Origin of the sequence: Pseudomonas libanensis (assembly GCF_001439685.1) — a bacterium.
GTDB classification, from domain to species: domain Bacteria; phylum Pseudomonadota; class Gammaproteobacteria; order Pseudomonadales; family Pseudomonadaceae; genus Aquipseudomonas; species Aquipseudomonas libanensis.
The window spans coordinates 192508-207392 of record NZ_JYLH01000008.1 but is presented as its reverse complement, the minus strand read 5'-3'; the positions used below and the strand labels follow the sequence as shown (position 1 = coordinate 207392).

At 61.5% G+C, this 14885-nt stretch carries 15 protein-coding genes; 6 read left to right on the top strand and 9 right to left on the bottom strand.

Going from position 1 to position 14885, the window contains the following annotated elements; all coding sequences use genetic code 11:
- The first annotated feature begins 61 nt into the window (after positions 1–61).
- From TU73_RS14885 to TU73_RS14870, 4 genes are all read left to right on the top strand, one after another.
- Positions 62–343 (top strand): DUF493 domain-containing protein, encoded by a 282-nt coding sequence (locus tag TU73_RS14885; RefSeq protein ID WP_057012870.1) that lies wholly within the window; start codon positions 62–64, stop codon positions 341–343.
- Complete coding sequence (gene lipB / locus TU73_RS14880; RefSeq protein ID WP_057012869.1) at positions 343–990, top strand: lipoyl(octanoyl) transferase LipB; 648 nt, start codon at positions 343–345, stop codon at positions 988–990. Before TU73_RS14885 ends, lipB begins: the two co-directional genes overlap by 1 nt.
- Before the next feature lie 26 nt (positions 991–1016).
- A complete protein-coding gene (gene lipA, locus TU73_RS14875; RefSeq protein ID WP_162276339.1) occupies positions 1017–2018 on the top strand; it encodes a lipoyl synthase in 1002 nt (333 codons plus the stop codon).
- A 150-nt stretch (positions 2019–2168) separates the two neighbouring features.
- Entirely contained in the window at positions 2169–3089 is a 921-nt protein-coding gene (locus TU73_RS14870) for a S66 peptidase family protein (RefSeq protein WP_057012867.1), read from the top strand.
- A 106-nt stretch (positions 3090–3195) separates the two neighbouring features.
- On the opposite strand, the gene TU73_RS14865 is transcribed toward TU73_RS14870, so the two are convergent.
- From TU73_RS14865 to leuS, 5 genes are all read right to left on the bottom strand, one after another.
- The gene (locus tag TU73_RS14865) at positions 3196–4521 is read right to left on the bottom strand and encodes a lytic murein transglycosylase (RefSeq protein WP_057012866.1); all 1326 of its coding nucleotides are present in this window, start codon (positions 4519–4521) and stop codon (positions 3196–3198) included.
- 62 nt (positions 4522–4583) lie between these two features.
- Positions 4584–4748 (bottom strand): alternative ribosome rescue factor ArfA, encoded by a 165-nt coding sequence (gene arfA / locus TU73_RS14860; RefSeq protein WP_003176285.1) that lies wholly within the window; start codon positions 4746–4748, stop codon positions 4584–4586.
- A gap of 232 nt (positions 4749–4980) precedes the next feature.
- Entirely contained in the window at positions 4981–6018 is a 1038-nt protein-coding gene (gene holA / locus TU73_RS14855; protein WP_057012865.1) for a DNA polymerase III subunit delta, read from the bottom strand.
- A gap of 39 nt (positions 6019–6057) precedes the next feature.
- Entirely contained in the window at positions 6058–6663 is a 606-nt protein-coding gene (locus tag TU73_RS14850; protein ID WP_057012864.1) for an LPS-assembly lipoprotein LptE, read from the bottom strand.
- Positions 6664–6752: 89 nt separating this feature from the next.
- Entirely contained in the window at positions 6753–9359 is a 2607-nt protein-coding gene (gene leuS, locus TU73_RS14845; RefSeq protein ID WP_057012863.1) for a leucine--tRNA ligase, read from the bottom strand.
- Between the two features lie 261 nt (positions 9360–9620).
- Here leuS and TU73_RS14840 point away from each other — a divergent pair, with 261 nt between their 5' ends.
- A complete protein-coding gene (locus TU73_RS14840) occupies positions 9621–9938 on the top strand; it encodes a hypothetical protein (protein WP_057012862.1) in 318 nt (105 codons plus the stop codon).
- A 97-nt stretch (positions 9939–10035) separates the two neighbouring features.
- A complete protein-coding gene (locus TU73_RS14835; protein WP_057012861.1) occupies positions 10036–10797 on the top strand; it encodes a YdcF family protein in 762 nt (253 codons plus the stop codon).
- Between the two features lie 111 nt (positions 10798–10908).
- Here the strand turns inward: TU73_RS14835 and lnt are convergent, their stop codons facing one another.
- Genes lnt through TU73_RS14815 form a run of 4 tightly spaced genes read right to left on the bottom strand, consistent with a single transcriptional unit; the run spans position 10909 to position 14778 of the window.
- Complete coding sequence (gene lnt, locus TU73_RS14830) at positions 10909–12432, bottom strand: apolipoprotein N-acyltransferase (protein ID WP_057012860.1); 1524 nt, start codon at positions 12430–12432, stop codon at positions 10909–10911.
- An 8-nt stretch (positions 12433–12440) separates the two neighbouring features.
- Positions 12441–13280: a CorC family transporter gene (locus tag TU73_RS14825; protein WP_048724626.1), complete on the bottom strand. Its 840-nt coding sequence runs from the start codon at positions 13278–13280 to the stop codon at positions 12441–12443.
- Positions 13281–13322: 42 nt separating this feature from the next.
- Positions 13323–13781, bottom strand: a complete 459-nt coding sequence (gene ybeY, locus TU73_RS14820; RefSeq protein ID WP_057012859.1) for an rRNA maturation RNase YbeY — start codon at positions 13779–13781, stop codon at positions 13323–13325.
- A complete protein-coding gene (locus TU73_RS14815; RefSeq protein WP_043047963.1) occupies positions 13774–14778 on the bottom strand; it encodes a PhoH family protein in 1005 nt (334 codons plus the stop codon). Before TU73_RS14815 ends, ybeY begins: the two co-directional genes overlap by 8 nt.
- Positions 14779–14885 lie beyond the last annotated feature (107 nt).

The window sequence follows — 14885 nt, the reverse complement described above, 5'->3', positions numbered from 1 at the left end:
ATTGATCCGACGCGGGGCTTTGCCCGTCGCCACGGCTTACCGCTTACGAGGCCGTTACGCCATGACCGATAAAGAAGTAGAAGTAAAGGCGCCCAAGATTGAATTCCCGGTGACGGATTATCCCGTCAAGGTGATCAGCGATACCGGCGTGGGCCGCAAGGACAGGATTCTCGAGATCGTCAGGAAGCATGCGACGATCAACGACAACCGCGTGGACGAGCGTCAGAGCTCCACCGGCAAGTACACCACGATTCAGTTGCACATCGTTGCCACCGATCAGGACCAGCTCTACAACATCAACAGCGAACTGCGGGCCACCGGCTTCGTGCACATGGTGCTGTGATGTCAGAAGTCCTGGGCTTTCGCGAGCTCGGCCGGATGGCCTACGAGCCGGTCTGGCACGCCATGCAACGCTTTACCAACGAGCGCGGCACCTCGGCCCCGGATGAAATCTGGCTGGTGGAACACCCACCGGTATTCACCCAGGGCCAGGCCGGCAAGGCAGAGCATCTGCTACTTCCGGGTGATATTCCGGTGGTGCAGGTCGACCGAGGGGGTCAAGTGACTTACCATGGGCCCGGTCAGCTTGTCGCTTATCTATTGCTGGACGTGCGCAAGCTGGGGTTTGGCGTGCGCGACCTGGTCAGCCGCATGGAGGCTTGCCTGATCGAGCTGTTGGCCAGTTATGGCGTGAGCGCCGCAGCCAAGCCCGATGCCCCCGGTGTGTATGTGGATGGCGCGAAGATCGCCTCCCTGGGCTTGCGGATTCGCCATGGTTGTTCCTTTCATGGCCTGGCCCTGAACGTGGACATGGACCTGGCGCCGTTCCAGCGCATCAACCCGTGCGGCTACGCCGGGTTGGCGATGACACAGCTGAGTGACCACGCCACACCGATTAAATTTGCCGAGGTTAGTGCCCGGCTGCGTGCGCAGCTCGTCAGACACCTCGACTATGCTGAGCAGACGACCCTCACGGGCGGAATCGACTGATTATGACTACTGATGCAGTGCAAACCATGATCCCGACGCTGGACATCACCGAGCGTCCGGCCCCGGCCCCGCGTGCCAAGGTGGAAGCCGGCGTCAAGCTGCGCGGCGCCGAGAAGGTTGCACGCATCCCGGTCAAGATCATCCCGACCACCGAACTGCCGAAGAAACCTGACTGGATCCGCGTGCGCATCCCGGTGTCGCCGGAAGTCGACCGTATCAAGGCGCTGCTGCGCAAGCACAAGCTGCACAGCGTGTGCGAAGAAGCGTCCTGCCCGAACCTGGGCGAATGCTTCTCCGGTGGCACCGCCACCTTCATGATCATGGGTGACATCTGCACCCGTCGTTGCCCGTTCTGCGACGTCGGCCACGGCCGGCCGAAGCCTCTGGACGTCAACGAGCCGCAAAGCCTGGCCATCGCCATCGCCGACCTGAAACTCAAGTATGTGGTAATCACCTCGGTAGACCGCGACGACCTGCGTGACGGCGGTGCCCAGCACTTTGCCGATTGCATCCGCGAGATCCGCAAGCTGTCGCCGAACGTGATGCTCGAAACCCTGGTGCCGGACTACCGTGGGCGTATGGACGTCGCACTGGAAATCACCGCCGCCGAGCCACCGGATGTGTTCAACCACAACCTGGAAACCGTGCCGCGTCTGTACAAGGCTGCGCGTCCGGGTTCGGACTACCAGTGGTCGCTGACCCTGCTGCAGAAATTCAAGCAGATGATGCCGCACATCCCGACCAAGTCCGGCTTGATGCTCGGCCTGGGCGAGACCGATGAAGAAGTGATCGAAGTCATGAAGCGCATGCGCGAGCACGACATCGACATGCTGACCCTGGGCCAGTACCTGCAACCGTCCCGCAGCCACTTGCCGGTGCAGCGTTTCGTGCACCCGGACACCTTCGCCTGGTTCGCCGAGGAAGGTTACAAGATGGGCTTCAAGAACGTGGCGTCCGGCCCGTTGGTGCGGTCTTCGTATCACGCGGATGAACAGGCCAAGCTGGTCAAGGCGAGCCTGGTTTCCTGATAGAGGCCTTTGCAACACCGCAAGTCCAATGTGGGAGGGGGCTTGCCCCCGATAGCTGTGTATCAGTTCTTCATGAATTGACTGTCACACCGCCATCGGGGGCAAGCCCCCTCCCACATTTAGTTTCGCGTTGACTAGGGAGAGTTATAGATGACGCCAGCCGTTCCAGCCCTTCGTTCTGAAGGCACCATCGCCCTGATCGCCCCCGCCGGCCCTGCTGCACTGGACGTTGAAAAAGCCGGGCAATGGATGCGTGCCCGTGGCTACGACCTGCGCATTTATCCCGGTGTATACGAACGCGACGGCTACCTGGCCGGCAGCGATGCAGTGCGCCTGCGCGACGTACATGCCGCCTTCGCCAACCCCGAAGTCGATGCCATCCTCTGCCTGCGCGGCGGCTACGGCACTCCACGGCTGCTCGACGCGCTGGACTTCGACCTGCTGCGCGCCAACCCCAAGCCATTTGTGGGCTACAGCGACATTACCGCCTTGCACCTGGCGATCAACCGTTATGCCGGTTTTGTCACCTTCCACGGGCCTATGCTCAATGCCGACCTGCTTGGCGGCAAGCAACAACCCACCGAATCCTCAATGTTCAGCCTGCTGCGTGGCCAACTGGGCGCCGGCAGCGTGCTTGCGCACCCTGCGGCCTACCCATTGACTACCATCGAGCCTGGAATCGCCTGTGGGCGTTTGCTGGGCGGAAACCTGTCGATGATCGCGGCGGTCATGGGCACGCCTTACGAAATAGACGCCGAAGGCATCATCCTGTTTTTCGAGGACGTCAACGAGCCGCTTTATCGCATCGACCGCCTGCTGACTCACCTGCGCCTGGCGGGCAAGCTGGCCCAGGTTGCCGGTGTGCTGGTAGGTGACGTGGCGGGTGTGGATAACGTCGCGCTGGAGAGGTTGCTGAAGCAGACTTTCGAGCCGCTGTGCATTCCAGTGCTGGCAGGCTGGCGCAGTGGTCATTGCGATCCGAACCTGACGTTGCCGATGGGCGCTTTGGTGCGCCTGGATGCGGGGGAGCAGCAGCTGGTGCTGGAGCAGGATGTAGTGTTCAAGGCCTGAGTTAGTTGTCGTTTATCAGGGCCTATCGGGAGCAAGCCCCCTCCCACATTTTGAAATGCATTCAAAGTGTGGGAGCTGGCTTGCCTGCGATGGCGGATGTCGCGGTTTACTGACCCTGCAGCGATTCGAGCAACTTCACCGTCGGATATCCATCCGCCGGCCAGCCCAACGCTTGCTGCGCCGCCCGAATCGCCTTGCGCGTATTGGCGCCGATAATCCCGTCCGGGTTGCCGGCGTCATAACCCTTTGCGCTGAGCGCCGTTTGCAGGTCGATACGCTGCGAACGGCTCAGCGGCAGTTCATCCTTTGGCCAACTGCCCCGAATCACCCCGCCGCCAGCAAACCGCTCTGACAGCAGGCCAACCGCCAGCGCATAGGATGACGAGTTGTTGTACTTGAGGATCGCACGGAAGTTATCCAGCACCAGGAACGCCGGGCCACGGTAGCCGGCCGGCAGCAGCAACGCGGCGGACAACTGATCGACATTGGCCGGCAGGCTCACGCCGGGCGGCAGTTGGATCCCCAGTTGCAGCCATTGCGCAACAGTTTTGCGTACGCCCCCATCGGCCAGGCTGTAGTCGAAGCCCGACGGCAGTGGCTGCACCTCAACCCCCCACGGCTGGCCTTTCTGCCAGCCGGAGCTTTGCAGGTAGTGCGCGGTGGAAGCGAGGGCGTCACCCGGGCTGTTCCAGATATCGCGGCGACCATCACCGTCGAAATCCACCGCATGGGTGTTGTAGGTAGTCGGGATGAACTGGGTCTGGCCCATCGCGCCGGCCCAGGAGCCTTTCATCTGGTCCGCCGGGATATCGCCATGCTGGATGATTTGCAATGCCGCCAGCAGCTGCGCCTGCGCAAAGGCCGGGCGACGGCCTTCGTAGGCGAGGGTCGCCAAGGAGCGGATCACCGAATTATTGCCTTGGAACTGGCCAAAGTTGCTTTCCATGCCCCACACCGAGACCAGTGCCTGGCGATCAACGCCATACCGCTCTTCGATGCGCTGCAGGATATCGGCGTACTTGACCAGCAACGCCTGGCCATTACGCACGCGCAGCGGCGACAGGGCGCCATCGATGTATTCCCACACCGGACGGGAAAACTCCGGCTGGCTACGGTCGGCGCGGATCACCGCCATATCGGGCGTGACGCCGGCAAAGGCGTTATCGAAGACGTCAGCTGTGATCCCGGCCTGCAGGGCTTGCGCACGAAAGCCCGCCTGCCATTCGGCGAAGGTCTGGGTCGGTTGGATGTCAAGATTGTCCACCGCCAGCGGGGCAACGACGGCTGGCGCGATGGTCGGTGCGGTCTGGAGCTTGGGCAGGGGTTGCGCATCCGCGGCGGTAGGTTTTTCCGCGCAGGCGACGAGCAGAATGAGGCTGGAGGCAGCGATCAATTGGCGAAGGTGCCAACGACGAGAAAGACTAGAGGGCATGCACAGGTCCAGGGGGTTACAAATCAGGTATAGACCTTATCATGCCAGAGGGGCGCTTGCCTTCAGGCAGCCAGAAAGTAAGAAGCCTCCCAGCTGTTAGACTGGAAGGCTTCGCGGCGGTAGCTGCCTTTGCCCTTGCCGGCGCGTTCCTGGCGGCTGCGGAACAAGGGCTGGGCGATGATGGATTTGGCCTTGTTGGGGCCATGCTTGGATGGCTTTTTGCTCATGATGGATTCTCTCGCTTGGGGGTGGACTGCAGCGGTGCAAATCATCTGCCGAAGTGGGCCGGCTGTAAAGCCCGTCGATAGGTAGGAAATGTCGCAAATAAACAATGGGCACAGTCAATGTGGGAGCTGGCTTGCCTGCGATGGCGGTGCATCAGTGCCCTATGTGCCTGTTGACCCACCGCTATCGCAGGCAAGCCAGCTCCCACAGGGTTTTGTAGTGTGGTACAGGTGGTTATTCGGCAGGCAACGTCAGGCGCTGGCCGGCCATCAACAGCGACAGACGGCTCAGGCTCATCCACGGCGAGCCGGCGGCCTGGCCCTTGATCTGGGCGTCGATGCGCTGGGCTTCGAGCAACAGTTGCGCCCAGCGTTGCGCCGAGTGCCGTTGCAGGGCTTTGCTCATCAGCGGTTTGCGCTTATCCCACACCGGAGGCCTGGCCTGGCTGAAACATTTGTCCAGCGGTGTGCCCTGGCCGTATTGCAAGGCAATGTTCGCCAGTACCCGCAACTCCCGAGCCAGGGCCCAGAGAATCACGGGCGGTTCCACCCCTTCGCCACGCAGGCCTTCGAGCATGCGCAGGGCGTGGGCGGGCTCGCCGTTGAGGATCGCATCCACCAGGCCGAACACATCAAAGCGAGCGCTGTCAGCGACTGCGCCTTGTACGGTTTCGACAGTGATCTGCCCATCTTCGGCCATCAGCTTGAGCTTTTCGATCTCCTGGGCGGCGGCAAGCAGGTTGCCCTCGACCCGGGCGGCGATCAGTTCTATGGCATCTTGTGTCGCTGCCAGCCCCGATTGTGACAAGCGCTGACGAATCCACTGTGGCAACTGGTTGCTGTCCACTGGCCAGATCTGGATGAACTGGGTCTGTGGGCCTTCTACCAACGCTTTGCCCCACTTGGTTTTCTGCGCGCTGCCGTCAAGCTTGGGCAGGCTGACCAGCAAGATCGTGTCTTCGGCAGGGCGCGAGCAGTATTCCATCAACGCCGCCGCACCTTTGTCGCCCGGCTTGCCCGAGGGCAGGCGCAGTTCCAGCAGGCGCTTTTCGGCAAACAACGACATGCTGGCGCCGGCCTGCAGCAATGTACCCCAGTCGAAACTGGCGTCGGCGCTGAAGACTTGGCGTTCGTCGAAGCCTTGCTGGCGTGCGGCGGTGCGGATCGCGTCGGCCGCTTCCTGGCACAGCAGCGGGTCATCGCCGCTGACAATATAAACAGGCGCGAGGCCACCTTGCAGGTGCTTGGCGAGTTGGGCGGGGGCAAGTTTCATAGGCGGGTCGAACGGGGCGCCAGGGGCGCCCCGCCTGGCTTACTCGACAGGGACTTCAACAGGCGATTGTTTCGGCGTGTTGTCTTCATACTCTTGCGCGGCTTTCAGGGCATCGGCGTCAGCCTTGGCCTTGTTGTCGGCGGTTTGCTGCAGGGCGGCGAGTTTTTCCGGGGTCAGCATTTGCAGGCGAGTCATCATGCGCTGGATCAGCTCACGACGCATTTCCTTGCGCACCTGGAGGGTCTCGGAGTCTGAACCCACCAGGTTGTTGCCGTCGTGGCTGACAACCTTCTGCACCTGGATCTTGTCACCCATCAGCGGTAAGTTATCGCGGCCTTGCACTTCGAAGTAGAGCGCAGTGTTCAACTCGACATCGGACGCACGGCCGGCACTGGCGTAGCTGATATTGCGCTGGGTTTCTTTCTCATCCGTCAGGATCAGTTTGTAGGTCGCGCCGTTGTATACGCGCACGCCGCTGTTTTCCAGGGTCTGGCGCAGTTGGGTCACGGTCTCGCCATAGGCGTTGCGGGCGCTGACGTCGAGTTCCTTGAGCGACAACTCATTGGTACCGGTGCCACGCAGCTGGAAGCCGCAAGCGCTCAACAGCACGGCAAGGCCCATAACCAGCAGATTGCGTTTGATCATTTTGTTGCTCCCCTTGAAACCATGTGGGCCGTATCGAGGCCCTAAAGGTTTAGTTCGGCGCAGGGCCCAAGCCCCGCGCCCGATCCGATTTAGCTGGCGACGATGTTGACCAGTTTGCCGGGCACCACGATCACTTTGCGGATCGTCAGGCCTTCGGTAAAGCGCAGCACGTTTTCGTTGATGCGTGCGGCGGCTTCCACGTCCTCACGACTGGCGCTGGCCGGCATGTCGATCTGGCCGCGCAGTTTACCGTTGACCTGGATGACCAGTTGCAGCGTGTCCTGTACCAGGGCGCTGTCATCCTGCACCGGCCAGGCGGCATCGATGACGGCGCCGCTGTGGCCCAGACGGCTCCACAGTTCATGGCTGATGTGCGGCGTGATCGGCGCGAGCAACAGAGTAACTGTTTCCAGGCCTTCCTGGATCAGCGCGCGATCAAGTTCTGTAGCCTGAGGAGCTTTTTCCAGCACGTTCATCAGCGTCATCACCTGGGCGATGGCGGTGTTGAACTTGTGGTTCTGCCCTACGTCCTGGCTGGCCTGGCGAATGGCCAGGTGCGTGCTGCGGCGAATGGCTTTTTGCTCGTCGTTCAAGGCTGCGACGTCCAGCTTGCCCGGCAAGCCCTGGCTGACATGGGCATGGGCCAGGCGCCAGACGCGCTTGAGGAAACGGTGCGAGCCTTCGACCCCGGAGTCGGACCATTCGGCGCTCATGTCAGGCGGCGAGGCGAACATCATGAACAGGCGGCAGGTGTCGGCGCCGAACTGGTCGATCATCGACTGCGGGTCAACGCCGTTGTTCTTCGACTTGGCCATCTTCTCGGTGCCACCGATCTCCACCGGCAGGCCGTCGGCTTTCAACTTGGCGCTGATGACCTTGGCCTTGCTGTCACGCTCAAGCTCGACATCCGCCGGGTTGAACCAGGTGTAGGCGCCATTGGCTTCGCGGCGATAGTAAGTGTCGGCGATCACCATGCCCTGGGTCAGCAGGTTCTTGAACGGCTCATCGGAGCTCACCAGGCCTTCGTCACGCATCAGCTTGTGGAAGAAACGCGCGTACAGCAGGTGGAGAATGGCGTGTTCGATGCCACCGATGTACTGGTCCACCGGCAACCAATGGTCGGCTGCGGATTTCTCCACCAGGCCGCCTTCATAGTGCGGCGAGGCGTAGCGGGCGTAGTACCACGAGGACTCGACGAAGGTGTCCATGGTGTCGGTTTCACGCTTGGCCGGTGCGCCGCATTTCGGGCAGCTGCACTCGTAGAACTGCGGCATGCGCGCCAGCGGCGAGCCAGCGCCATCCGGCACCACGTCTTCAGGCAGCACGACCGGCAGTTGGTCTTCCGGCACCGGCACGTCACCGCAGGTCTCACAGTGGATGATCGGGATCGGGCAGCCCCAGTAGCGCTGGCGGCTGATGCCCCAGTCGCGCAGGCGGAACTGGGTGCGCGAGGCGCCGAGGTTCTTCTTGATCAGCGCAACTTCGATAGCGTCGAAGGCGCCCTGAAAGTCCAGGCCGTCGAACTCGCCGGAATTGATCAGCGTGCCGTGCTCGCCGTAGGCGTCCTGCCAGGGGGCCGGGTTGGTGTCGCCCGAGCTGGTGCGCACCACGGACTTGATCGGCAGGTTGTACTTGGTGGCAAATTCGAAGTCGCGCTCGTCATGGGCCGGCACCGCCATTACCGCGCCGTCGCCGTAGTGCATCAGCACGTAGTTGGCGACCCATACCGGCAGTTTGTCGCCCGTCAGCGGGTGCTCGACGAACAATCCGGTCGGCAGGCCTTTCTTCTCCTGGGTGGCGACGTCGGCTTCGGCCACGCTGCCGCCTTTGCATTCGGCGATGAACGCCTGCAGCTCGGGGTTGTTCTGTGCAGCCTGGGTGGCCAGCGGGTGTTCGGCGGCCACGGCGACGTAGGTCGCGCCCATCAGGGTATCCGGACGGGTGGTGAACACCTTGAGTGCACCGGCTTCGCCGATGGAATCGACGTTGTACGGGAACTGTACTTCCATGCCCTTGGATTTGCCGATCCAGTTGCGTTGCATGGTCTTGACCTGTTCAGGCCAGCCCGGCAAGTCATCGAGGCTTGACAAGAGTTCATCGGCGTAGGCGGTGATCTTGAAGTAGTACATCGGGATTTCGCGCTTTTCGATCAGCGCGCCGGAGCGCCAGCCGCGACCGTCGATGACCTGCTCGTTGGCCAGTACGGTCTGGTCGATCGGATCCCAGTTCACGGTGCCGCTCTTTTTGTAGATCACGCCTTTTTCGAACAGGCGAGTGAACAGCCATTGTTCCCAGCGGTAGTAGTCCGGCTTGCAGGTGGTCACTTCGCGGGACCAGTCCACCGCCAGGCCCAGGCTGCGCAGCTGGGTCTTCATGTAGGCGATGTTTTCGTAGGTCCACTTGGCGGGAGCCACGTTGTTTTTCATCGCGGCGTTTTCCGCCGGCATGCCGAAGGCGTCCCAACCCATGGGTTGCAGGACATTCTTGCCGAGCATGCGCTGGTAGCGGGAAATCACGTCGCCGATGGTGTAGTTACGCACGTGCCCCATGTGTAGCTTGCCGCTGGGGTAAGGGAACATCGACAGGCAGTAGTAAGTCTCCTTGCCTGGCTGTTCACTGACTTCAAAGGACTTCTGCTCGTCCCAGAACGTTTGGGCGGCATTTTCTATTTCACGGGGCTGATATTGTTCGTGCATGGCTACTTTTGAACTGGATAGGGGTGGCCTAATCCTCTTCGGTGCACTGTCCGGGTTGTTCGACACCAAGAAGCGGCGCGTCCGTGCCCAAACCCTGCGGGAAGTGGAGTTACAGGAAGCGCCGTAGCATACATGACCCCACTCTATCGAGGGAAACCCTGATTGCGCGGCAAGGGCCGTCTGTCGCGGCAGCGGGCAGGCGCAGCAACGGGGGCTACGCTGTTTAGTGGGGAGCAAGTATTTCTTCAATGAGGTGAGGGGATGGTTGAATCGCAGCGAACTTTAACGAAACCGCAGTTGTATGAGGGACTGATCGACCGTTTGGGTCGGGCATTGGATGCCGCAAGAACCGCAGGCCGATTGCGTGATGAGCGGCCTCTGGAGCTGGAGTTGCGAGGCTTGAGCCAGGCGGAGCTTGAACTGATCAAGAACTACCTGGAGTTGAATCACCACCGCGCCTCTCATGGGCAGGCCTCCCCGCCAGCCCAAGAGCCTCCTCGTTCGGCCAAGGTTGTCTGGCTGAAGGATCTGGCGGCCGGTCGCGACCCGGAAAAATCCCGGTCCGTACGGTGTAAGTGAAACACAGTGCTATCCGTTAATTTTCTCGAAACAGGCTGGTAAAGATTGTCGCTCAACCCTGTTGCATCTAGGCTTCGGGCATCTTTGGAGATGCCCGATGCCTTTTCGTTATTTCATTAAGCAATTGTTGTTGCCGCCCGGTATTTTCCTGCTGTTGCTGGCTCTTGCCTGGTGGTTTCGTCGCAGTCGCCCGCGCCTGGCTGGAGTGTGCTTTGCCCTGGGATTGGGCGGGATGTGGTTGATCAGCCTGCCGGTGATGGTGCAATGGGGCGCTCGTGCCCTGGAGACAGAGCCGCCTTTGGTCCGGGAAGACTGGGCCAGTCTGGCCCAGCGGGCCGATGCGATTGTGGTGCTGGGCTCGGGGCGCGAGCGTGGGGACATTGCCTGGGGCAGCGACCAGCCCACCGGTATTGGCCTGGAGCGTGAGCGTTATGCCGCACGATTGGCGAAAGCGTCCGGGTTGCCAGTGCTGACCAGTGGCGGTTTGCATTACGGTACGCCGCCCAGTGAGGCCGAGTTGATGGCCGTGTCGATGCAGGATGACTTCGGTGTCACCGTGCGCTGGAAAGAAGAGCGCAGCCGCACCACCTGGGAAAACGCCCAGATGAGCGCCGAGATGCTGTTGCCTCAAGGCATCAAGCGTGTAGTGGTAGTGACCCAGGCCTGGCACATGCCGCGTTCGGTGTGGAGTTTCGAGAAGGCCGGCTTCACCGTGGTGCCAGGGCCGGTGGGCTTTTTGGGTGTGGACCATGGCCGACCGCTGGGTGGCTGGATGCCGGAGGTCAAGGCGGTGTGGCAAAGCGGGCAGTTGATCAATGAAGCGGTGGGGCAGGTGGGGTATCGGTTGTTCTACCGATAGGTGCAACACAGGAGATCAAATGTGGGAGCTGGCTTGCCTGCGATAGCGGTGGCTCAGTTAGCGCTTAGGGCACTGATACACCGCTATCGCAGGCAAGCCAGCTCCCACAGGTCAGACCGTTTTGGCCATCCGAGCTGCCAGCAATGCCCAGCCAAAGAGCAGCACACACACAATAATCAACGGCCACGAGCGCCATTGCAGGTAAGGCGTGAGGTTATGCATCGGCACCACCTCCCCATAGAGAATGCCACGCTCGAATTGCGGGATCTGTGCGGTGATCTGCCCGAACGGGTTGATCAGCCCGGTCACGCCATTGTTGGTGGCGCGGATCATCCAGCGGCCCGCTTCCAGCGCACGCATCTGTGCCATTTGCAGATGCTGCAACGGGCCGATGGAGCGCCCGAACCAGGTGTCGTTGCTGATGGTCAGCAGCAGGTCGCTCTGGGCCGATAGGCCGGCAGCGAATTCCGGGTACACCACTTCATAGCAAATGAACGGCGCAATCTGATAACCCTTGGCCTGGAGCATGGCCTGGTCGGATGGGCCGCGGGCGAAATCGGACATCGGCAGGTCGAAGAAGGCAATCAGCCCGCGCAGCATGTCCTGCAGCGGTACGTACTCGCCAAACGGCACCAGTTTTTGCTTCAGGTACGTGCCGTCGCCTTCACCGACTACGGTGATGCCATTGTAGTAGCGCTTCTGGTGGTGCACTTCCTGGCGAATCGGCACGCCGGTGATCAACGCAGTATTCCGGTCGGCGGCAAACTTGCCCATCATGCCCAGGTAACCCTCGACGGACTCCTTGAGTACAGGTACTGCGGTTTCCGGCCATACCAGCAGGTCGACCCGCTTGGAGCTCAGGCTCATGTCGCGGTACAGCGCCAGTTGGGCATTGAGCTGCTCGGGGTCCCACTTCATGCTTTGTTCGACATTGCCCTGGATCGCGGCCACGCTCAACGGGGCGCCGGAAGGCGAGGTCCAGGCGTGATGCTTGAGGGCCAGGCCGATGGCCCAGGGGGCTACCAGCAACACCAGGCCTGCGCCGATGAAGGCATTGCGCTTGCTCGCCAACAGGCGCGGCAGGTTGCACAGCAGCGCGGCAGTCAGTGCCAGGGCGAAGGAAATCAGCCACATCCCGCCCAACGGCGCGAGGCCGGTCAACGGGCCGTCGAGTTGACTGTAGCCGGAGTACAGCCAAGGGAAGCCAGTGAGGAACCAGCCTCGAAACGCCTCCTGGCCGACCCACAGTGCCGCGAAGGTCAGTGCATCCGCCAATGGCGCCTCATTGCGGCGCAGCCAGCGCGCCCATAACCAGGCGGGCAGGGCGAAGAACCAGGCAATGGCGGCGGTGAACAGCAGCATCAGGAACCCCGCCAGCAGCACCGAAGCGCCGCCGAAATGGTGGATGCTGTAGTAGATCCAGCTGGTACCGGCGCCAAACAGACCGAAGCCGAAGCACCAGCCACGACCCAGGGCCTGGCGGGGTGTCAGCTCCCGCAGGCCTATATAGAACAGGCCGACCGCTACCAGCGCCAACGGCCAGATATCGAACGGCGCCAGCGCCAGGGTAGTGATGGCGCCGGCCACCACGGCCAGCAAGTTACCGGGCCAGCCGGGGCGGTTCAGGCGCTGCATGTCATTCCTTAGCGGGTAATAGGTGTCAGGCGAATCAAGTGGATACGGCGGCTATCAGCATTCAGGATGCGGAAGCGATAGGCGCCAATCTCGGTGGTTTCGTTACGCTTGGGCAGATGCCCGAACGCACTCATCACCAGGCCGCCGACCGTGTCGAACTCATCGTCGGAGAATTCGCTGTCGAAAAATTCGTTGAAGTTCTCGATCGGCGTCAGCGCCTTGACCAGGAAGTCACCGCTGGGCAGCGGCTTGATGTAGCTGTCTTCTTCGACGTCGTGCTCGTCTTCGATGTCGCCGACGATCTGTTCCAGTACGTCCTCGATGGTCACCAGGCCCGCCACGCCGCCGTATTCGTCGATCACAATGGCCATGTGATTGTGGTTGGCACGGAATTCGCGCAGCAGCACATTCAGGCGCTTGGATTCAGGCACGAAGGTGGCTGGACGCAGCAGGTCCTTGATGTTGAAGCTGTCGCCGTTTTCCTTGAGGATCAGCGGCAGCAGGTCCTTGGCCAACAGGACACCCATGACGTCGTCATGGCTTTCACCGATCACCGGGTAGCGCGAGTGCGCCGAGTCGATCACGGCCGGGAGGAATTCCCGTGGGGTCTGGGTCGCCTTGATGCTGATCATCTGCGAACGCGGGACCATGATGTCCCGTACTTGCAGGTCAGCCACCTGGATGGCGCCTTCGACGATGGCCAGCGCTTCGCTGTCCAGCAACTTGTTCTGGTGGGCCTCGCGCAGCAGCTCCAGCAGCTCCTGGCGGTTCTTCGGCTCGTGGGCAAAAGCCTGGGTCAGTTTACCCAGCCATGACTTCTGCCCATTGCTCGATCGGTCTTCGCTCATAGCGATTACTCTAAATCCTTTGATATGACAGTTGAGTGTTGATCAGCTTTCGTCGTCTGCGTACGGGTCGCGATGACCCAGTTCGGCAAGCAACGTTCGTTCCAGTGCTTCCATTTCCCAGGCTTCGTCATCGTCTATATGGTCGTAGCCCAAGAGATGCAAGCAGCCGTGGATGACTAGATGGGCCCAATGGGCCTCAAGTTCCTTGCCTTGTTCCTTCGCCTCGCGCTCGACCACTTCGACGCAGATCACCAGGTCGCCCAGCAACGGGATATCCAGCAGCTCGTCGGGCACGTCGGCAGGGAAGGACAGCACGTTGGTCGCGTAGTCTTTCTGGCGCCAGGTATGGTTCAGCTCGCGGCCTTCGGGCTCGTCCACCAGGCGGATGGTCAGTTCCGAGTCGGCGCTGCGCTGGCGCAGGGCCAGGGCGCACCACTCGCGGAACTGGGCTTCGCTGGGGGCGGGCGCTTCGGTGGCCAGCTGCAGGTCGAGCTCAAGCATCGCGGTGAACGTCCTTGGCCGGAGCGTCGTCCTTGTGGTCGAAGCGCTCATAGGCCTCGACAATGCGCTGTACCAGCGGATGGCGCACCACGTCCTTGGGCATGAAGTGCGTAAAGCTGATGCCCGGCACGTCCTTGAGCACCTCGATCACCTGCGCCAGCCCGGATTTTGTGCCCTTGGGCAGGTCGACCTGGGTAACGTCACCAGTGATCACGGCGGTGGAACCGAAACCGATGCGGGTGAGGAACATCTTCATCTGCTCGACCGTGGTGTTCTGGCTTTCGTCGAGGATGATGAAGCTGTTGTTCAGCGTACGGCCACGCATGTAGGCCAGCGGAGCGATCTCGATAACCTGGCGCTCGATCAGCTTGGCGACGTATTCAAAGCCGAGCATCTCGTAGAGTGCGTCGTAGAGCGGGCGCAGGTAAGGGTCGATTTTCTGGGCCAGGTCGCCGGGCAGGAAGCCAAGCTTTTCGCCGGCCTCGACCGCCGGGCGCACCAGCAGGATGCGTCGCACCTGCTCGCGCTCCAGGGCATCGACCGCACAGGCCACGGCCAGGTAGGTCTTGCCGGTACCGGCTGGGCCGATGCCGAAGTTGATGTCGTTGCCGAGGATTTCCTTGACGTACTTCTGCTGATTCAAGCCGCGTGGGCGAATCATGCCTTTTTTGGTACGCAGGGCCACGCTGGCTTCGGCCACCGGGTTGTTGGCCAGGTCTTCCACGGCGGACTCCTGCAGGTACAGGTGCACCGTTTCCGGCGACAGCTCACTGCCCTTGGTCTCGCGGTAGAGGCGACGCAGCAGGTTTTCTGCAGACGTGGTGTGTTGGGGTTCACCAATGAGCTCGAACTGGTTGCCGCGGTTGCGGATCTCGATGCTCAGGCGTTGTTCGATCAGGCGCAGGTGCTCGTCGAACTGTCCGCACAGGTTGGCGAAACGGCGAGCCTCAAAAGGTTCGAGGAGAAAACGATGGGGTTCTGCTATGGGTGCGTTCAAGGTTGCTTTTAGCCGCCCTTTGGCTGATGAGGTGAGAGAGAGAATAACGCCAGGCGCCGGTGTGCGAAAGCACTTAAATAGCTTGGCCCCACTCTCGCTAACCCTGA